The 19,369-nt window shown below is 72.6% G+C and carries 14 protein-coding genes; 3 read left to right on the forward strand and 11 right to left on the reverse strand.

The features are described 5' to 3' along the window. Positions 1-9 precede the first annotated feature (9 nt). The 8 genes from ACFWUQ_RS07745 to ACFWUQ_RS07780 form a co-directional block, all read right to left on the reverse strand. Positions 10-1,647 (reverse strand): stealth family protein, encoded by a 1,638-nt coding sequence (locus ACFWUQ_RS07745; RefSeq protein ID WP_384534314.1) that lies wholly within the window; start codon positions 1,645-1,647, stop codon positions 10-12. A gap of 504 nt (positions 1,648-2,151) precedes the next feature. Next, the gene (locus ACFWUQ_RS07750) at positions 2,152-3,192 is read right to left on the reverse strand and encodes a hypothetical protein (protein ID WP_384534316.1); all 1,041 of its coding nucleotides are present in this window, start codon (positions 3,190-3,192) and stop codon (positions 2,152-2,154) included. A gap of 230 nt (positions 3,193-3,422) precedes the next feature. Then, positions 3,423-4,493, reverse strand: coding sequence for an LCP family protein (locus ACFWUQ_RS07755; RefSeq protein ID WP_384534319.1), 1,071 nt, complete (start codon positions 4,491-4,493; stop codon positions 3,423-3,425). Positions 4,494-4,792: 299 nt separating this feature from the next. Next, on the reverse strand, positions 4,793-6,931 hold the full coding sequence (locus ACFWUQ_RS07760; protein ID WP_384534322.1) for a 3-hydroxyacyl-CoA dehydrogenase NAD-binding domain-containing protein: 2,139 nt from the start codon (positions 6,929-6,931) through the stop codon (positions 4,793-4,795). Continuing rightward, on the reverse strand, positions 6,928-8,154 hold the full coding sequence (locus tag ACFWUQ_RS07765; protein ID WP_384534325.1) for a thiolase family protein: 1,227 nt from the start codon (positions 8,152-8,154) through the stop codon (positions 6,928-6,930). Before ACFWUQ_RS07765 ends, ACFWUQ_RS07760 begins: the two co-directional genes overlap by 4 nt. Before the next feature lie 308 nt (positions 8,155-8,462). Then, entirely contained in the window at positions 8,463-9,746 is a 1,284-nt protein-coding gene (locus tag ACFWUQ_RS07770; protein WP_384534328.1) for an HRDC domain-containing protein, read from the reverse strand. A gap of 124 nt (positions 9,747-9,870) precedes the next feature. Further along, the gene (locus tag ACFWUQ_RS07775; protein ID WP_069922445.1) at positions 9,871-10,533 is read right to left on the reverse strand and encodes a response regulator transcription factor; all 663 of its coding nucleotides are present in this window, start codon (positions 10,531-10,533) and stop codon (positions 9,871-9,873) included. A 253-nt stretch (positions 10,534-10,786) separates the two neighbouring features. Continuing rightward, positions 10,787-11,443: a DUF3000 domain-containing protein gene (locus tag ACFWUQ_RS07780; protein ID WP_384534331.1), complete on the reverse strand. Its 657-nt coding sequence runs from the start codon at positions 11,441-11,443 to the stop codon at positions 10,787-10,789. 91 nt (positions 11,444-11,534) lie between these two features. Here ACFWUQ_RS07780 and hemE point away from each other — a divergent pair, with 91 nt between their 5' ends. Beyond that, positions 11,535-12,599, forward strand: a complete 1,065-nt coding sequence (gene hemE / locus ACFWUQ_RS07785; protein ID WP_384534334.1) for a uroporphyrinogen decarboxylase — start codon at positions 11,535-11,537, stop codon at positions 12,597-12,599. A gap of 103 nt (positions 12,600-12,702) precedes the next feature. Here hemE and ACFWUQ_RS07790 read toward each other — a convergent pair whose 3' ends face one another. Together ACFWUQ_RS07790 and ACFWUQ_RS07795 are read right to left on the reverse strand one after the other, a co-directional pair. Continuing rightward, positions 12,703-14,085, reverse strand: a complete 1,383-nt coding sequence (locus ACFWUQ_RS07790; RefSeq protein WP_384534337.1) for an FAD-dependent oxidoreductase — start codon at positions 14,083-14,085, stop codon at positions 12,703-12,705. An 86-nt stretch (positions 14,086-14,171) separates the two neighbouring features. Further along, a complete protein-coding gene (locus ACFWUQ_RS07795) occupies positions 14,172-15,188 on the reverse strand; it encodes a DUF4349 domain-containing protein (protein ID WP_384534340.1) in 1,017 nt (338 codons plus the stop codon). 147 nt (positions 15,189-15,335) lie between these two features. Here ACFWUQ_RS07795 and hemG point away from each other — a divergent pair, with 147 nt between their 5' ends. Together hemG and hemQ are read left to right on the forward strand one after the other, a co-directional pair. Beyond that, positions 15,336-16,811: a protoporphyrinogen oxidase gene (hemG, locus tag ACFWUQ_RS07800; protein ID WP_384534343.1), complete on the forward strand. Its 1,476-nt coding sequence runs from the start codon at positions 15,336-15,338 to the stop codon at positions 16,809-16,811. A gap of 23 nt (positions 16,812-16,834) precedes the next feature. Then, complete coding sequence (gene hemQ, locus ACFWUQ_RS07805) at positions 16,835-17,548, forward strand: hydrogen peroxide-dependent heme synthase (protein WP_384534346.1); 714 nt, start codon at positions 16,835-16,837, stop codon at positions 17,546-17,548. A 113-nt stretch (positions 17,549-17,661) separates the two neighbouring features. Here the strand turns inward: hemQ and ACFWUQ_RS07810 are convergent, their stop codons facing one another. Continuing rightward, positions 17,662-19,332: an alpha/beta hydrolase gene (locus ACFWUQ_RS07810; protein WP_384534349.1), complete on the reverse strand. Its 1,671-nt coding sequence runs from the start codon at positions 19,330-19,332 to the stop codon at positions 17,662-17,664. Positions 19,333-19,369 lie beyond the last annotated feature (37 nt).

Genomic DNA, 19,369 nt, shown 5'->3' on the forward strand with positions numbered 1-19,369 from the left:
CAGCAGGACTCACTCGCGCTCAGCCGGATCAAGGATGTGCGCCGGCTCTGCGCACAGTTCGGGGGCCTGTTCGTCCTCGGCGACTTCATAGGGGCTGGGCACCGGAAAATACGAGTCGAGGAAGCGCTGCAGCATGTCCGCCTGCGCCTGCGGGTCGGCCGATACGACCGTGTCGTTCAGGCAGAAAGTGTCCATGTTCCGGTTGGCGAGGAGCGTGTTCAGTCGCCGCTCGGCCAGATCGGCCGAGAGGTCGATGTACCGGTACTGGATGTCGCCCAGCGTCGCCCGCGCGGAGTGATATGCGAAATAGTGGTGCAGGGACGAGGCGATCGGAACGTCGCGAGGAGATCGGAAGCGTGAGTGCTGTGTGGCGGCGTACTCATCCGGGAACTCCTCTTCGATTTCCTGGAGGACGCTCTTCCGCAGTGCGTGCGGAGTGTGCTTCATCTTCTGGGATATGGCCAGCCCGAATTTCTGGGCAATGAGCCAGCGACTGTTCTTTCCCGCGGCGTCGACCGGGAGGTCGGAAGGAGACACCGCCCCGCCGGGTATCAGCGCAGGTGAGGTGAAGAACTTGGTGATGCCGTTCGGGTGGAAGAAGTTCGCCGGAGTCACCGGTCGGCCGAAGAAAACGTCGTCGTTCAGATAGAGAAAGCACTCCGAGAGTCCTGGGATGTGGTGCAGCTGGCTCTCGATGGCATGCGAGTTGAAAGTGGGCAGAGCGGTGTAGTCGGAGAAGATCTCCCGGTGGTCCACCACGTGCAGGTTCGGGTGCCGCGTGTTCAGCCAGGACGGAGTCTGGCCGGCGGTCACGAGGTAGATGTCGCGCACCCAAGGCGCGTTCTGGTGGATCGACCGCAGCGAGTACCGCAGCTCGTCGCGACTCGTGTACCGCGAGTCGTTCGCCGCCTGCGTGTGCAGGCCTCCCGGGGTGACCAGCTGGCGCGCACGGTCCCGGGATGCCCGCCAGACGGGGTCCGAATCGTCGACCCAGGTGTAGACGACGTCGACCGGGAACGCGTGGTCCTCGGGGAGCCGTACGGCGAACTCGGCCAGGGTCCGGGCGTCTCCCGTGTGATACGCCGGGGGTATGGGGCTGAAAAGCCTCTGCGGCGCCGCTTTGCGGGGGGCGCTCGCCGGCACGGCTGCGATGACCCGATTGGGGCGGGGGGCTGTCAGTAGACCGTCGTGCTCGGACCACATTTCCAGGTCGCATCCGGTGGCCGCGCCGAAGACGAGCTGCTGGGTCGGGTCGCACACGTACCACGCGACCCGCAGCACCTTGTGCTTGCGAAGCTGGCGCCACGACCGTTCGTCGTTGCCGGGCTCCATCCGGGCCTCGTTGCCGTTCGCCGGCCCCACGTAGCCCGGGGCCTCCTCGAACGCCAACTGGAGCAGTTCCTCCACCACCGGGCGGAACTCGGCGGGCACCGCCACGGTGGGCAGTCCGCTGGTCGTGCCCCGCACGCAGAAGTAGTCGATGCCGGCCGCCTCCAGGACGGATACGACGATGTTCAGATTGCGCGCACGAGCCGCCCAGTCCGTCACGCCCTCGACCATCAGGGCGCGCATGTGGCGGCGCCCCACCCGGACGACACGGTGACTGTAGGCCGCGCTGTGCCGGGGTGCCTTGCGCTTGCCGCCCATTGCCCAGACGACGGTTGCCGATCGCATGGTGTCAGCCGCGTCCAGTGACGACTTGACAGCCCGGCGTACCGGTGTCGGCACCCCGCGCACCAGGCGCTGTCTCGCTCGGGCCGGGACCGCCGACCGATACGCCGAAACCAGCGCACCGGCCTCAGGATTGCCCGAGCCACCCAAGAGGGATCTCCCCCGTCCATACCTGGCGGCCCTACCTCCAGGGAAGGCGTGCGTCGGACCGACGCAGGCCTCCTGTAGCGGAAGAAGCTCGCTTCATCACATGCGCGGGCTCAGCACCCTTGCGGCACACCCATCCGTCGGGTATCCAGAAAGATTTTCACACGAGCGTTCACATAAAGACCAGGTCAAGACAGCGGGTGAACGCAGGATGACGTGTGGGGATCATCACTGATCGTAAGTACAACCTGTGAAAGGTCTTGCTTTTCGGCGGAATCTACGCAAGGTGGGGACCTCAACGGGCGGGCGCCACCGGCCCGCACGCGCGGGGGCTCAGTGGTCCGGCAACCGGTCCCAGTCGGACAGGGTCAGACCGGGCTCGGAGCCCTGCCGGCTCACCACGATGCTGCGGTCCTCCTGAACCGCCGCCATCACGACCCGTCCGTACCCGTCCAGCGCCAGCGCGGGAGTGCCGATGCATCGCACCCCGGTATCGGTCCACCACAGTCCGGAGGCCTCTCCACCGGTGCCGCAGATGCCGACCAGCGCAGTTCCGGTGTTCCCCCGGTGGGCCAGCATCGTGCAGTCGTAGCCGTCGACGGCCGCCCGGAGCGTGGCATGGGATCCGTCCCCAGGAGCTCCGCCCACGGGGTAGGCCCACTCGCCGGGCCTGTGCGCGTACACCCCCGTCCCGCCCTGGTCGGTCCAGTACGCGGTGAGGACGCCGGGGGACGCTTCCAGGAACGCCGCCGAACCGGGTGCCGGGGCGGGCGTACAGTCCTCCGCGCGGCGCAGGTCGGCCCCCCGCTCGGTCTGCATCCAGCGCATCAGCGCCCTCCGGCCCGGCGCGAGGACCTCGACGAGACCCGCGGAATTCGACGTGGCCGACGGCGCTCCGACGATCTCACCGCCGCGCAGGTCCCGCCATGCCTCCCATGCGCCGCGCTTGGTGTCCCGGCGCATCATGACCCCGCCCGGGCCACCGGAGACGAAGACGTGGACCGTGCCCTGCCCGTCGACGGCGGCGGTCGGTACGCCGAGCGTCACGGCATCCCTCTCATCGCGGTACGGGTTGCCCAGGGAACGCCATTCCCCCAGCGGCCTGCCGGACTGGTACTGAACGGCATGGACCAGGTCGACCTTCGGTGCGCCTCCGGTCCGCCCCTGGTCCCTGCGTCCGAGGAGGTGCACGTAGCGGTTCGCTCCCTGGGCGACGGTGACGTCGGTCAGCCCGGCAGCGGGGAAGAATGTCGGCCCGGACCAGTGCGCGCTGCCCACCGCCGTCTCCGTCCAGCGGCTCACGCCGCCTTCGACGAGGGCGTACGCGGCGAGCCGGCCGTCGTTGCCGCGCACCAGCCACGCCCCGGTGGCCACCGCCGTCAAGGACGCCCTACCGGGCTGCACCTGAGCGTCGACACCGGAACGGGGCCGCCGATCCGTCGCCTGCGCACCTCTGCCGCGCATGTGTGCCGTGCCTTCCTCTGCCGAGCCCGGTGCCGTCGAGTGCCGCCGGGATTCCCACATCATATGCCCGCACGAACGACCGTTCTCCTGGCCTGTTCCTGCCCTCGGCAGGTCCCGGTCGCGGGGTCCCGTCCGGGCTGTCAGCCCTTGGCGGGGGAGTTCTTCGCGGAGGCCGGAACCTTCTGATCGTTGCGCAGGGCTTCCCACAGTTGCGTCACCTGAGGCTCGGCAGGCACCACGCGGTTCGGGTCCACCTTGTCGTAGGCGACGGGCAGCATGATCGTCTCCATGGTGTCCGGGTCCACGTCCTTCATGCTCTTCGCGAAGTCGGCCAGCGCGGTCAGCGAGGCGAGCTCGCGGTCGGTGGTCAGCGACTGGGTCCCGGCGTCGGCGAGCTTGTAGAGCCGGGCGGGGTTGCCGAGGGCGTCCTGGTTCTTGATCTCCTTCAGCATCGCCATCATGAAGGTCTGCTGGAGGCTGATGCGGCCGAGGTCGCTGCCGTCCCCGTAACCGTGGCGGGTGCGGACGAACTTGAGCGAGTCGGTGCCGTTCAGCCGGTGTTCGCCCACGTCGAGCTTGAGGCCGCCCTTGGCGCCGGTCATCGGCTTGTCCAGCTTGACGGTCACCCCGCCGAGGGCATCCACGAGTCCCTTGAAACCGGCGAAGTCGACCACGACGAAGTGGTCCACGCGGACACCGGACATCTCCTCGACCGTCTTCACGACGCAGGCGGCGCCGGCCGCCGGGAAGATGCTGTTGAACATGGCGCGCTTCTGGGACGGGACGGTCTTGCCGTCCTCGTTCTTGCACTCGGGACGGGTGACCAGGGTGTCGCGGGGGATGCTGACAGCGGTCGCCTTGGCGCGGCCCTCCGGTACGTGCACCAGCATGGTGGTGTCGGACCGGGCGCCACTCACGTCGCCCTGATCGAGGTCGCCGTTGGCCCCGGCGCGCGAATCGGAGCCCAGTACAAGGATGTTCTGCGCACCGGCGACGACCTTCTTCGGCCGGTTGTCGACGCCGATCGCCTGGTCCAGGTCGACGCTGTCGATGTTGCCGTTGAGGTGGTTGTACGCCCACCAGCCGGTGCCGCCGGCTATGAGAAGCAGAACGAGCAACCCCAGCGATATGGAGGCGAGCACCCGCTTCTTGCGGCTTTTCGAGCTGGGAGCTTTGCGGGAACGCCGTGGTGCGTCGGTTGCCTGAGTCATGCCGTAGGTGTCCTCTGGTCCCGGAGATCGACGGTCGTGAAAGTGGTGACCGCCATCACGGGAAGGCGCGGCGAGCGGCCTCGTGCGTGGCGGACCCGCTGTCGGGTCCGGAGTCGCCTGCGCGGCGCGTCACCGGGGCAAGACTATAGGCACACCGGAAAGCCGAACGGGAGTAGCCCCGTCGAGCGGGCGTCGGGCCGGGACAACCCGGCCGGCCAGCTTCGGGGAACGACGGATGCCCGTCCGTGGAAGGTCCACGGACGGGCATCCGGGGGCGCCCGATGTGAGGCGCCGACGGGTTACGCCGGGACGCTCGCCACGCCCGGGGCGAGGAACTTCTTGCCGTTCACGCGCTCCGAGACGCCCTCGCGGTCCAGGTACGGCGTGATGCCGCCCAGGTGGAAGGGCCAGCCGGCGCCGGTGATGAGGCAGAGGTCGATGTCCTGGGCCTCGGCCACGACACCCTCGTCCAGCATCAGGCCGATCTCCTGCGCCACCGCGTCCAGGACGCGGTCGCGGACCTGCTCCTCGGTCAGGACGGAGTCGCCCTGCACCAGGAGCGCGGCGACCTCCGGGTCGAGCTCCGGCTTGAAGCCGTTCTCGGCGGAGTAGACGTAGAAGCCGCGCTTGCCGGCCTCGACGACGCGCTTGAGGTTCGGGGAGACGGTGAAGCGCTCCGGGAAGGAGCGGTTCAGGGTCTCCGAGACGTGCAGGCCGATCGCCGGTCCGACGAGCTCCAGGAGCACCAGCGGGGACATCGGCAGGCCGAGCGGCTCGATGGCCTTCTCGGCGGTGGCCACCGGGGTGCCCTCGTCGATGACGTTCTGGATCTCGCCCATGAAGCGGGTCAGGATGCGGTTCACGACGAACGCGGGGGCGTCCTTGGTGAGGACCGCGGTCTTCTTCAGCTTCTTGGCGACGCCGAAGGCCGTGGCCAGCGAGGCCTCGTCCGTCTGCTCACCGCGGACGATCTCCAGCAGCGGGAGGATCGCGACCGGGTTGAAGAAGTGGAAGCCGACCACGCGCTCCGGGTGCTGGAGCTTGGAGGCCATCTCCGACACCGACAGCGAGGAGGTGTTGGTGGCGAGGATCGCGTGCGCCGGGGCGACCGCCTCGACCTCCGCGAACACCTTCTGCTTGACGGACATCTCCTCGAACACGGCCTCGATGATGAAGTCCGCGTCCGAGAAGCCCTCGGCCTTGTCCAGGACGCCGGTCACCAGGGCGGTCAGGCGGTTGGCCTTGTCCTGGTTGATGCGGCCCTTGCCGAGCAGCTTCTGGATCTCGGCGTGGACGTAGCCCACGCCCTTGTCCACGCGCTCCTGGTCGATGTCGGTGAGGACCACCGGCACCTCCAGGCGGCGCAGGAAGAGCAGCGCCAGCTGCGAGGCCATCAGGCCCGCGCCGACGACGCCGACCTTGGTGACCGGGCGCGCCAGGGACTTGTCCGGGGCGCCGGCCGGGCGCTTGCCGCGCTTCTGGACCAGGTTGAAGGCGTAGATGCCGGAGCGCAGTTCGCCGCCCATGATGAGGTCCGCGAGCGCGGTGTCCTCGGCGTCGAAGCCCTTCTGCAGGTCGCCGTCCTTCGACGCCTCGATGATCTCCAGGGCGCGGTAGGCGGCCGGAGCGGCGCCGTGCACCTTGGAGTCCGCGATGGAGCGGCCGCGCGCGACCGCCGCGTCCCAGCCCTCGGCGCGGTCGATCTCGGCGCGGACGACCTCGGTGGCGCCGGTCAGGACGTTCGCCGTCCAGATCAGCGACTGCTCAAGGAAGTCGGCGCCCTCGAACAGCGCGTCCGCGATGCCCAGGTCGAAGACCTGCTTGCCGCGCAGCTGCTTGTTCTGGTTGAGGGAGTTCTCGATGATCACCGAGACCGCGCGGTCGGCGCCGATCAGGTTCGGCAGGATGGTGCAGCCGCCCCAGCCGGGTACCAGGCCGAGGAAGACCTCGGGCAGGGAGAACGCCGGGATGGCCTTCGAGACGGTGCGGTAGGTGCAGTGCAGGCCGACCTCGACGCCGCCGCCCATCGCCGCGCCGTTGTAGTAGGTGAAGGTCGGGACCGCGAGGGCCGACAGCCGCTTGAAGACGTCGTGGCCGCCCTTGCCGATGGCGAGCGCCTCGTCGTGCTTCTTGAGCAGCTCGACGCCCTTGAGGTCGGCGCCGACCGCGAAGATGAACGGCTTGCCGGTGATGCCGACGCCGACGACGGAGCCGGCGGCGGCCTCCTGCTCGACCTGGTCGATCGCCGCGTTCAGGTTGGCGAGGGACTGCGGGCCGAAGGTGGTCGGCTTGGTGTGGTCGAAGCCGTTGTCCAGCGTGATGAGCGCGAAGCGCCCGGCGCCGAACGGCAGGTCCAGGTGGCGGACGTGCGCGGACGTGACGACCTCGTCGGGGAACAGCTCGGCCGCGCCCTTCAGGAGCTCAGCGGTGGTGCTCACTTGGAGTCTCCCTCGGCGTTGAAGTTCGGGTTCTCCCAGATGACCGTGGCGCCCATGCCGAAGCCGACGCACATGGTGGTCAGGCCGTAGCGGACGTGCGGCTGCTCCTCGAACTGGCGGGCCAGCTGCGTCATCAGGCGTACACCCGAGGAGGCGAGCGGGTGGCCGAAGGCGATGGCGCCGCCGTACTGGTTCACGCGCGCGTCGTCGTCGGCGATGCCGTAGTGCTCCAGGAACGCGAGGACCTGGACCGCGAAGGCCTCGTTGACCTCGAAGAGGCCGATGTCCTCGATCGTCAGGCCGGCCTGGGCCAGGGCCTTCTCGGTGGCCGGGATCGGGCCGTAGCCCATGACCTCGGGCTCGACACCCGCGAAGGAGTACGAGACCAGGCGCATCTTGACCGGGAGGTTGTTCTCGCGGGCGAAGTCCTCGGACGCGATGATCGCGGCGGTGGCACCGTCGTTGAGACCGGCGGCGTTGCCCGCGGTGACCCGGCCGTGGGTACGGAACGGGGTCTTCAGGCCGGCCAGGTTCTCCAGGGTGGTGCCCGGGCGCATCGGCTCGTCGGTGGTGACCAGGCCCCAGCCCGTCTCACCGACCTCCGGGTTGGTGTTGCGCACCGAGACCGGTACCAGGTCCTGCTGGATCTTGCCGTCGGCGTACGCCTTGGCGGCCTTCTCCTGCGAGCGCACGGCGTACTCGTCGGCGCGGAGCTTGGTGATCGTCGGGTACCTGTCGTGCAGGTTCTCGGCGGTCATGCCCATGAACAGGGCGGACTCGTCGACCAGCTTCTCGGAGACGAAGCGCGGGTTCGGGTCCACGCCCTCGCCCATGGGGTGGCGGCCCATGTGCTCGACACCGCCGGCGAGGGCGACGTCGTACGCACCGAAGGCCACGCCGCCCGCGACGGCGGTGACGGCGGTCAGCGCGCCGGCGCACATGCGGTCGATCGAGTAGCCCGGCACGGACTGCGGGAGGCCCGCGAGGATGCCGGCCGTGCGGCCCAGCGTCAGGCCCTGGTCGCCGATCTGCGTGGTCGCGGCGATGGCGACCTCGTCGATCTTCGCGGGGTCCAGGTCCGGGTTGCGGCGCAGCAGCTCCCGGATCGCCTTCACGACGAGGTCGTCGGCGCGGGTCTCGTGGTAGATGCCCTTCGGGCCCGCCTTGCCGAACGGGGTGCGGACGCCGTCGACGAAGACGACGTCCCTGACGGTACGAGGCACGTTGGCTCTCCTCCAGGTGCGGGTGTGCACTGCTGCGCGGGGCGCGCTTCGGCGGATGCCGCTGAGCGCGCGCTCACTCGGCCCATGCTACTTGCGGGTAACCAATGTGCACACCCTCTCCGGGAGGAGCGGCGAAGGTCACACCCCGGACGGGTGGGCGGCCCCCCGTCCGCGCGGGGTCCGGGCCGAGGGAAGAGGCGCCCGGGGGACCCGGACAGCGGCCGGGGACGGCAGGGAGCCCCCGGCCGCCGACCGGGGGCTCAGCGTCGGGGGCTCCGCGTCACGGGCTCCGCGTCGGGACGTAGGCGTCAGGCGGTCGCGGCGAGGGCCGCGACCAGGGCGTCCGTCACCAGCTCGATCTGCCACGGGCGCGCGCCGTAGCCGGCCAGGGCCTGGGCCACCGCGTCCGCCTCCAGGCGCTGCGGCGGCTCCCAGCACAGCCGGCGCACCGTGTCCGGGGTGATCAGGTTCTCCTGGGGCAGGTTCAACTGCTCCGCCAGGGTCGAGACGGCCGTACGGGCCGCGGACAGCCGCGCGGCGGCGGCGGGGTCCTTGTCCGCCCAGGAACGCGGGGGCGGCGGGCCGCCGGGGGTGGCGCCGGGCTGCGGCAGCTCGCTCTCGGCCAGGGCCTTGGCCCGGTCCACCGCGGCCATCCACTGCTCCAGCTGGCGCCGGCCCATGCGCTGGCCGTAGCCGGGCAGGGCGGACAGCGCCTGGGCGTTCGCCGGCAGCGCCAGGGCGGCCTCGACGATCGCGGCGTCGCCCAGCACCTTGCCGGGGGACACGTCGCGGCGCTGTGCGATCCGGTCCCGCGACTCCCACAGCTCCCGTACGACGGCCATCTGCCGGCGGCGGCGCACCTTGTGCATCCCGGAGGTACGGCGCCACGGGTCCTTGCGCGGCGGGGCGGGGGGTGCGGCGGCGATGGCGGCGAACTCCTGGTGCGCCCATTCGAGCTTGCCCTGGCGGTCCAGCTCCTTCTCCAGCGCGTCCCTCAGGTCCACCAGCAGTTCCACGTCCAGGGCGGCGTAGCGCAGCCACGGCTCCGGGAGCGGACGGGTGGACCAGTCGACGGCGGAGTGCCCCTTCTCCAGCGCGTAGCCGAGGACGCTCTCCACCATGGCGCCGAGACCGACCCGGGGGAAGCCCGCCAGGCGGCCGGCCAGCTCGGTGTCGAAGAGGGACGTGGGCACCATGCCTATGTCGCGCAGGCACGGCAGGTCCTGGGTGGCGGCGTGCAGGATCCACTCGGTGCCGGAGAGGGCCTCGCCGAGCGCGGAGAGGTCGGGGCAGCCCACCGGGTCGATCAGCGCGGACCCGGCGCCCTCGCGGCGCAGCTGCACCAGGTAGGCGCGCTGGCCGTAGCGGTAGCCGGAGGCGCGCTCTGCGTCGACGGCGACGGGGCCGGTGCCCGCGGCGAAGGCCGCGACCACTCGGGCGAGGGCGTCCGCGTCGGCGACCACCGGGGGGATGCCCTCGCGGGGCTCCAGCAACGGAATCGGCATCCCATCGGACGGCACAACGACATCGTCCGGGGGGCCGCCCCCGGTGGTGGGGCGCAGGTCTGCTGCGGTCTCTTGGGCGTCGGTCACCGGTCAAGGGTATCCGTGGATGCGACGCGCCCGTCGCCGGAACGTTCCGGCGACGGGCGCGGGGTGGGCGTGGAGTCGTTTCCCCGGGTTCCCCGGGGCTTCGCCCGGTGGTTCCCGGACGGTCTCAGTGGATGATTCCGGTCCGCAGGGCGACCGCGACCATCCCGGCCCGGTCGCCGGTGCCCAGCTTGCGGGCGATGCGGGCGAGGTGGGACTTGACGGTCAGGGCGGACAGGCCCATCGAGACGCCGATGGCCTTGTTGGACTGGCCCTCCGCGACGAGGCGCAGGACCTCGACCTCGCGGCCGGAGAGCTCGCGGTAGCCGCCCGGGTGGCTCGGGGCACCCGGGGGGCGGCGGTGCATGCGGGCGGCGGCGGCACCGATGGGGGCGGCGCCGGGCCGGCTGGGGAGCCCGATGTTGGTCCGGGTGCCGGTGACGACGTAGCCCTTCACTCCGCCCGCGAGGGCGTTGCGCACGGCGCCGATGTCGTCGGCGGCGGACAGGGCCAGGCCGTTGGGCCAACCGGCGGCGCGGGTCTCGGAGAGCAGGGTGAGACCGGAACCGTCGGGCAGGTGTACGTCGGCCACGCAGATGTCGCGCGGGCTGCCGACGCGGGGGCGGGCCTCCGCGATGGACGACGCCTCGATCACGTCACGGACTCCGAGGGCCCACAGATGGCGGGTCACGGTGGAGCGGACGCGTGGGTCGGCCACGACGACCATGGCCGTCGGCTTGTTCGGGCGGTAGGCGACCAGGCTTGCGGGCTGCTCAAGAAGAACGGACACCTAGGCCTCCTGGGGGAGTGGCGGGACGGCCGGCTGGGGGAAGGAAGCCGGTGCGAACCGTGCGGATGGTCACTGACTCCTTCGGCACGTCACCCGCCCGGCTTTAGGGAATGATCACGATTTGGTGAGTAACAATTCGGGCAATTCGGACGCACGATCGATCATAGGGTGATCAGAAGCCCGCACCGGGCGCCCTCTTGTGACACTTCGTCGGGTGCTTCGCCCGCCCGGGCGCGTCCGGACGGCCCCGCTGCTACGGGTGGTGCGGTCCGCGCCGCTGTGGCAGGGACACCACGCCCGTGACGGTGTCCGTCGGCCCCACCGGCTCCAGCCCCGCGATCTGGCACAGGAGCTCGCACCACGCCGACAGGTGCGCCGAGGTGTCCGGCACCCCGCCCACCCCCTCGCGCGGTGTCCACGAGGCCCTGATCTCGATCTGGGTGGCCGGCCGCCGCTCCGCGAGCCCGCCGAAGTAGTGCGAGCCCGCCATGGTCACGGTGCCGCTCGCCTCCCCGTACGCCAGCCCGCGCGCGTCCAGCGCCCCCGTCAGCCAGGACCAGCACACCTCCGGCAGGAGCGGGTCCGCGGCCATCTCGGGCTCCAGTTCCGCCCGTACGAGCGTCACCAGCCGGAAGGTCCCGTGCCAGGCCTCGTGCCCCGCCGGGTCGTGCAGCAGGATGAGCCGGCCGTCGGCGAGGTCGTCCTCGCCGTCGACGACCGCCGCCTCCAGCGCGTAGGCGTACGGCGCGAGCCTCTGCGGCGGCTTCGTGGGGTCGATCTCGATCCCCGGACGCAGCCGCGCCTTCTTCAAGCCGTCGACCGCCCGGCGGAACGGGAGCGGGACGGAGCTCTCCTTCGCGCTGTCCGTACCGTCAGCGCCATCTGAAAATCGTCCCTGAGCCGCAGCCATGCGGGGAAGACTAGGCGGAACGAGCGCCCGCACGGCGCAGGGACACCCGCGCCGGGGCGGACACTTCTCCGTACGTGCGAGGATTTGGGTCGTGAGCGCCAACGACAGCCCTGCGGGCCAGCCGAGTCAGACGTACGATTCCGCCTTCCTCAAGGCGTGCAGGCGGGAACCCGTGCCGCACACGCCGGTCTGGTTCATGCGGCAGGCCGGGCGCTCGCTCCCCGAGTACCGCAAGGTGCGCGAGGGGACCCAGATGCTGGAGTCGTGCATGCGGCCCGACCTGGTCACCGAGATCACGCTCCAGCCCGTCCGCCGCCACAACGTCGACGCGGCGATCTTCTTCTCCGACATCGTCGTCCCGCTCAAGGCCATCGGCATCGACCTGGACATCAAGCCGGGCATCGGCCCGGTCGTCGCCCAGCCGATCCGCCGCCGGGAGGACCTCGCACAGCTGCGCGACCTCACCCCTGAGGACGTCTCGTACGTCACCGAGGCGATCGGCATGCTCACGGGTGAACTGGGCTCCACGCCGTTGATCGGATTCGCCGGCGCGCCTTTCACCCTCGCGAGCTACCTCGTGGAGGGCGGACCTTCGCGCAACCACGAGCACACCAAGGCGCTCATGTACGGCGACCCGCAGTTGTGGGCCGACCTGCTGGACCGCCTCGCGGAGATCACCTCGGCCTTCCTCAAGGTCCAGATCGAGGCGGGCGTCTCCGCCGTCCAGCTCTTCGACTCGTGGGTCGGCGCACTGGCCCCCGCGGACTACCGCCGCTCCGTGATGCCGGCGTCGGCGAAGGTCTTCGAGTCCGTCGCCTCGTACGGGATCCCGCGCATCCACTTCGGCGTGGGCACCGGCGAGCTGCTCAAGCTGATGGGCGAGGCCGGCGCGGACGTCATGGGCGTCGACTGGCGGATCCCGATGGACGAGGCCGTCCGCCGCGTGGGCCCCGGCAAGGCGCTCCAGGGCAACCTCGACCCCGCCGTGCTCTTCTCCACCCCCGAGGCCGTCGAGGCGAAGACCGACGAGGTCCTGGCCGCTGCCGCGGGCCTGGAGGGCCACATCTTCAACCTGGGCCACGGCGTCCTGCCGACCACGGACCCGGAGGCGCTGACCCGTCTGGTGGACTACGTCCACACCAAGACCGCGCGCTGAGCCCGCCGCGACCCCACCGGAACGCCGGTCCCCGCCGTGCACGACACGGCGGGGACCGGCGTTCCGCCGTCGCGGCCCCCGCCCCGCCCGGATCCCGCCCCGCCTAGACCCCGGCCGCGCGTACGGCGGAGACCGCCTTGCGGGCCGCCACCAGGACCGGGTCCCACACCGGGGAGAACGGCGGGGCGTAGCCCAGGTCCAGGGCCACCACCTGCTCCACCGTCATCCCGGCGGTCAGGGCCACCGCCGCGACGTCCACCCGCTTCGCGGCCCCCGCGCCGCCGACGATCTGCACGCCCAGGAGCCGCCCCGTGCGGTGCTCGGCCAGCATCTTCACCGTCATCTCGGCCGCGCCCGGGTAGTAGCCCGCGGTGTTGGTGGAGGTGATGGTGGCCGTGACGAACCGCAGGCCCGCCTCCAGCGCGTCCTTCTCCCGCAGACCGGTCCGGGCGATCTCCAGGTCGCAGACCTTGCTCACCGCCGTGCCCACCACGCCGGGGAACGTGGCGTAGCCGCCGCCCACGCCCGAACCGATGACCTGCCCGTGCTTGTTGGCGTGCGTGCCCAGCGGGATGTGCCGGGTGCGTCCCGCGACCAGGTCCATGACCTCCACGCAGTCGCCGCCCGACCAGATGTCCTCGTGGCCCCGCACCCGCATCGACAGGTCGGTCAGCAGACCGCCCGAGGGGCCGAGCGGGAGCCCCGCCGCGCGCGCCAGCGCGGTGCGCGGCTCCACCCCGATGCCGAGCACGACCACGTCCGCCGCGTACTCCTCGCCCGCCGCCGTGGCGACCGCGCGGACCCGGCCCTCCTCGTCGGCGAGGATCTTCGTCACCTCGGCGCGGGCGATCGTACGGATCCCCATGCCGTTCATGGCGCGGTGCACCAGGGCGCCCATGTCCGGGTCCAGCGTGGCCATGGGCTGCTCGCCCCGGTGCAGGACGGTGACCTCGAAGCCGCGGCCGACCAGCGCCTCCGCCATCTCCACACCGATGTACCCCGCGCCGACCACCACCGCCCGGCGGATCCCGGTGCGCTCCAGGTCGTCCATCAGGCGCCTGCCGTCGTCCAGGGTCTGGACGCCGTGCACCCCGTGGGCGCCGATGCCGGGGATGCGGGGGCGGACCGGGCGGGCGCCGGTCGCCAGGACCAGCTTGTCGTAGCCCGTCCAGGACTCGGACCCGGAGTCCAGGTCGCGGGCGCGGACCCGGCGGCCCGGCAGGTCCAGCTCCACGACCTCGGTACGGGTGCGCAGATCGATGCCCCGGTCGCGGTGCTCCTGGGGGGTGCGGGCGACGAGGTCGTCCTGCTCCGGGACCAGGCCGCCGATCCAGTACGGGATCCCGCAGGCGGAGTACGAGGTGAAGTGCCCCCGTTCGAAGGCGGTGATCTCCAGCTCCGCCGGGCCCCTGAGCCGCCGGGCCTGCGACGCGGCGGACATCCCCGCCGCGTCGCCGCCGACCACCACCAGTCGTTCCGTCGCCATCGTCCGCACCGTCCTTCGCCGCCGTGACCGTCGTCGCTCGAAGGACACGCTACGGGCCCCCGCCGTACGGGTGTTCAGTCGGCCGGTCAGTCGGCCTGTCCGCCCTCGCCCGGTCCCGCCGAGTCGGGGGCGGTCCGGGCCGCCGCCGCGCCGGGCTGCCGCGCCGCGGGTACCGTCGCCGGCGCCGGGGGAGTCCCCGGCTTCGCGGGGCGCAGCCGGCGCAGCACCCGCAGGACGAGGACGACCAGCGCGGCCGTCAGGGCGAAGGGCAGCACCGCGCCCACCGCCAGCGCCAGGTAGCGCACGAGGGTCGTGAAGAGCTCCCAGCCGCCGCGCAGGGCGTCCGTGAAGGCCGGCTCCTCCTTCTTCTTCTCCTGCTCCGGCCGCACGGGAGGCTCCGAGACCTCCAGTGTGATCGTGCCCAGCGAGGTCCGGTCCTTGAGCGCGGTCTGCTGCGCCAGCAGCGACTCCAGATCGGACTGGCGCCGGCTTAGCTCGCCCTCCAGCATCACGATCTCGCTCAGCGCCGACGCCTTACCCATCATCTCCCGCACCCGGGCCACGCTGGCCTGCTGGGAGGCGACGCGGCTGCCGATGTCGGCGACCTTCTCGGTGACGTCCTGGGCGTCGACCTTGCGGTGCAGCAGCTTCCCGCTGCCCTCCATGGCGCCGAGCACGGCGTCGTAGCGCTCGCCCGGCACCCGCAGGGTCAGCGTGGAGGTCATCCGTCCGTTCCCGCCGCGCGTGGTGGACTCGTTGCCCACGTAGCCCCCCGCGCCGTCGGCGGCCGCGCGGGCCGCGGCCAGTACCTTCTGCGGCTCCGTCGTCTCGACGCCGAGCGTCGCCGTGCGGATGACGTTCTGCCGTACGGGGGCGGGGGGTTGGGCGTTCTGGTCCCCGGCGGAGGGCGCCGCCGAGGGGGCGGCCGCCGACCCGGCTCCCTTCGCGCCCTCCGGCGCCTTGCCGTCCCGGGCGGGCCCGACCGCCGCCTGTTCGGCCCGGGACGTGTCCCGGTCCTCGCCGCTCGCGCCGCAGCCGGCGAGCGCGAGGACCCCGGCGAGGGAGAGGGCGGCCACGGCCGCCGCGGAACGCTGTCTGATCATGGTGTGCATCGCGTGAACCCCCGACGTTCGGCTGGTGTTGCCGGTTCGACGTCAGGGGCCCTGTCCCGGGTTTCGCTCCCCCGGTCCCGGGCCGGTCCCGATGCGGTCACGGTCCGGCCTCGGTGATCGGTCTGAGACGATGTGTCCATGCACGAAGCGGACACGCGTACGGACCGACCGGGCGGCGACGGCGGCCCGGCCCGCGGGCAGAGCCACGTCGTCGTCATCGGCGGCGGCATCGCCGGCCTCGCGGCGGCCCACCGGCTGCTCGCCGACGGCGTGCGCGTCACCCTCCTGGAGGCCGGCGCGCGGCTCGGCGGGAAGCTGTACGCCGGCGAGCTCGCCGGAGTGCCCGTCGACCTCGGCGCCGAATCCGTCCTCGCCCGCCGCCCCGAAGCCGTGGCCCTCGCCCGGGCCGTGGGCCTCGGCGAAGCCCTCCAGGCGCCCGCCACCGCCACCGCCCACCTGTGGACCCGGGGCGCGCTGCGGCCCATGCCGCGCGGGCACGTGATGGGGGTCCCCGGCGACCTGGCACCGCTCGCCGCCTCCGGCGTGCTCTCCCCGGCGGGCCTGGCCCGGATCGAGGCCGAGCGCACCCTGGCGCCCACCGAGATCGGGGAGGACGTCGCCGTCGGCGAGTACGTCGCGGCCCGCCTCGGCCACGAGGTCGTCGACCGGCTCGTGGAGCCGCTGCTCGGCGGGGTCTACGCGGGCAACGCCTACCGCATCTCGATGCGGGCCGCCGTACCCCAGCTCTTCGAGGCCGCGCGCACGCACGCCTCGCTCGCCGACGGCGTACGCGAACTCCAGCGCCGGGCGGCCGGACAGCCCCAGGCGGCCGGCCCGGTCTTCGCGGGCATCGACGGCGGCATCGGGCGCCTTCCGCTCGCCGTCGCCGAGGCCTGCCGGGCGGCCGGGGCGCGCATCCTCACCCGCACCCCCGTGCGGGAGATCCTGCGCACGGACAGCGGCTGGCGGATCGCGGCCGGGGCCGGGGCCGGGGCCATCGAGGCCGACGGCGTGGTCCTCGCCGTCCCGGCCGGCCCCGCCGCCGGGCTGCTGGACGCCCTCGCGCCCGCCGCCGCGGCCGAGCTGCGCGCGGTGGAGTACGCCTCGATGGCCCTGGTCACCATGGCCTTCCGCCGCTCCGACCTGCCGGACTCCGTCACCGGCGGCGGCGCCAGCGGCTTCCTCGTACCGCCCGTCGACGGCCGGACCATCAAGGCCTCCACCTTCTCCAGCAACAAGTGGGCCTGGGCGGGCGCCGATCCCGAGCTCTTCCTGCTGCGCACCTCCGTGGGCCGGTACGCCGACGAGGCCGACCTGGAGCGGGAGGACGGCGAGCTCGTCGACGTCTCCCTGGCCGACCTCGGGCAGGCCGTCGGGCTCTCGGCCCGGCCGCTCGCCTCCACCGTCACCCGCTGGGACGGCGGACTGCCCCAGTACCCGGTCGGCCACCTCGCACGGGTGGCCCGCATCCGCGCCGCCGTCGCGGCCCTGCCGGGCCTCGCCGTGTGCGGCGCCCTCTACGACGGGGTCGGCATCCCGGCCTGCGTGTCCAGCGCGGGCAAGGCCGCCGACGCGGTCCTCGCCGCGACGGGCACCCCTGGCACGGACCACTGATCAGCGCACGGGACAATGGGAAGATGACTGCACCAGAGAAGATTCCCAACGCGGGGAAGAAGGCGAAGGACCTCAACGAGGTCATCCGCTACACCCTGTGGTCCGTCTTCAAACTGAAGGACGTCCTGCCGGAGGACCGCACCGGCTACGCCGACGAGGTCCAGGAGCTGTTCGACCAGCTGGCCGCCAAGGACATCACCGTGCGCGGCACCTACGACGTGTCCGGTCTGCGCGCCGACGCGGACGTCATGATCTGGTGGCACGCGGAGACCGCGGACGAGCTGCAGACCGCCTACAACCTCTTCCGCCGCACCCGCCTGGGCCGTGCGCTGGAGCCGGTGTGGTCGAACATGGCCCTGCACCGCCCCGCCGAGTTCAACAAGTCGCACATCCCGGCCTTCCTGGCCGACGAGGTCGCCCGCGACTACGTCAGCGTCTACCCCTTCGTGCGCAGCTACGACTGGTACCTGCTGCCCGACGAGGACCGCCGCCGCATGCTCGCCGACCACGGCAAGATGGCCCGCGGCTACCCGGACGTGCGCGCGAACACCGTCGCCTCCTTCTCCCTCGGCGACTACGAGTGGATGCTGGCCTTCGAGGCCGACGAGCTGTACCGCATCGTCGACCTCATGCGTCACCTGCGCGCCTCCGAGGCCCGCATGCACGTCCGTGAAGAGGTGCCCTTCTACACCGGGCGCCGCAAGTCCGTCGCCGATCTGGTGGCCGGACTCGCCTGAGACCTCCCCTGGGGGGAAGGACCGGAGGACGACCACACCGCCAGGTGACCCCCTCCGGTGGATCGGGAGGCCCTGCCCCCGAAACGACGCAGCCGGAGCCCCCGCCCGGAAGTTCAGACGACAGGAGGCAGCAGCGCCCCGCGGGCGCGCGCTGCCCGGTCGTCCAGCGACACCGGTGCGGGCTCCGGATGCGGCGCACACGCGACGCGCCGCCCCGCGGTGGCACCCGTCAGCAGATACCGCTCCACGTGCCGGTCCACGCAGTCGTTGCGTCCGCCGGTCACCCCGTGGCTGCCGGCCCCGGCCTCCGTGACCAGCGCCGCCCCGGCGCCCAGCCGCCGTTGGAGCTCCAGCGCCCCCCGGTACGGAGTGGCCCCGTCCCGCTCCGCCGCGACCACGAGCGTGCGGGGCAGCACGGCGCCCCGCGGGGCGCCCACCGCGACCGGCCGCCGCCGCTCGCGCACCGGCCAGTACGCGCACGGCAGGTTCAGGAAGGCGTTGGCCCAGGTCTCGAACGGGGCCGTCCGGGCCAGGCCGGTGTGGTCGCGGTCCCAGGTCGCCCACGCGGTGGGCCAGGAGGCGTCGTTGCACAGCACCGCCGTGTAGACGGCCGTCGCGTTCTCGGCCGCGGCCGCCGCCGCCGGGTCGGGGGCGGCCTGCCGGGTCAGCTCCGCCGGGTCGCCGCGCAGGAAGGCCGCCAGCGCGGCCGCGCGGTCCGGCCACACGTCGTCGTAGTAGGCGGCCTGGAGGTAGGCCGCCTGGAGCTCGCCGGTCCCGACGACGCCGCCGGCCGGGGTGCGGGCCACCGCGTCCCGCACCCGCTCGTAGCTCGCCCGCACGGCCGCCGGCGTGGCCCCGAGTCCGTACGCGGCGTGGTGGCGGGCCGCCCAGGCGGTGAAGTCGTACCAGCGGCGCTCGAAGGCGGCCGACTGGCCGAGGTTGTTCCCGTACCAGACGCGGCGGGGGTCCGGGTCGACCGCGGAGTCGAACACCATCCGCCGGACGTGCCCCGGGTAGCGGGTCGCGTAGACCGCGCCGAGGTAGGTCCCGTACGAGGCGCCGAGGAAGGTGAGCCCCCGCTCGCCGAGCGCGGCACGCAGGACGTACAGGTCCCGGGCGTTGTTGAGGGTCGTGTAGTGGGGCAGCGCGGCGCCGGCCCGGTCCGCGCAGCCCCGGGCGTACGAGCGGGCGGCGGCGATCCGCTCCCCCTCGTCCCCCGGGGCGGGGCGGGCCGCGGCCCGGGTGGGCGCGGCGGGGCGGTCGGCGGGGTCCCGGCAGGACAGCGGGGCGGACCGGGCGACGCCGCGCGGGGCGTAGCCGACGAGGTCGTACGCGGCGGCGGTCCGGGACCAGGAGGGAAGGGCGGCGAGCAGCGGGAAGGACATGCCGGAGGCGCCGGGCCCGCCAGGGTTGTGGACCAGGGCGCCCTGGCGGGCGGCGCCGCCGGCGCCGGTGGCCGGGACACGGCTGATGTCGAGGGTGATCTGCGGGCCGTCGGGACGGGCGTAGTCGAGCGGGACGCGCAGTGCCGCGCAGCGCACCGGCGCCGCCAGTTGCTCGACCGGCGGGCAGTCGCGAAAGCGCAGGCCGGCGGCGGCCGCGCGCCGGGCGGCACGCTCGGCTCCGGCGTCCCCGGGGTCCTCTGCGTCCTCGGCGTCCCCTGAGGCGGGGACTGCGGCCGCCGGGGCGGCGGGCCGGGCCGGTTCGGCGGCCGCCCGGGTCGGTGCGCACAGGGCCAGGGAGAGCGCCGCGGCGGCTGCGCAGCGTGCGGGCGTCATCCGCATGGCGGCCCCTTCGTCTCATCCGATGAGGCGATCAGAT

It is taken from the genome of Streptomyces sp. NPDC058662 (genome assembly GCF_042716255.1).
GTDB lineage: Bacteria > Actinomycetota > Actinomycetes > Streptomycetales > Streptomycetaceae > Streptomyces.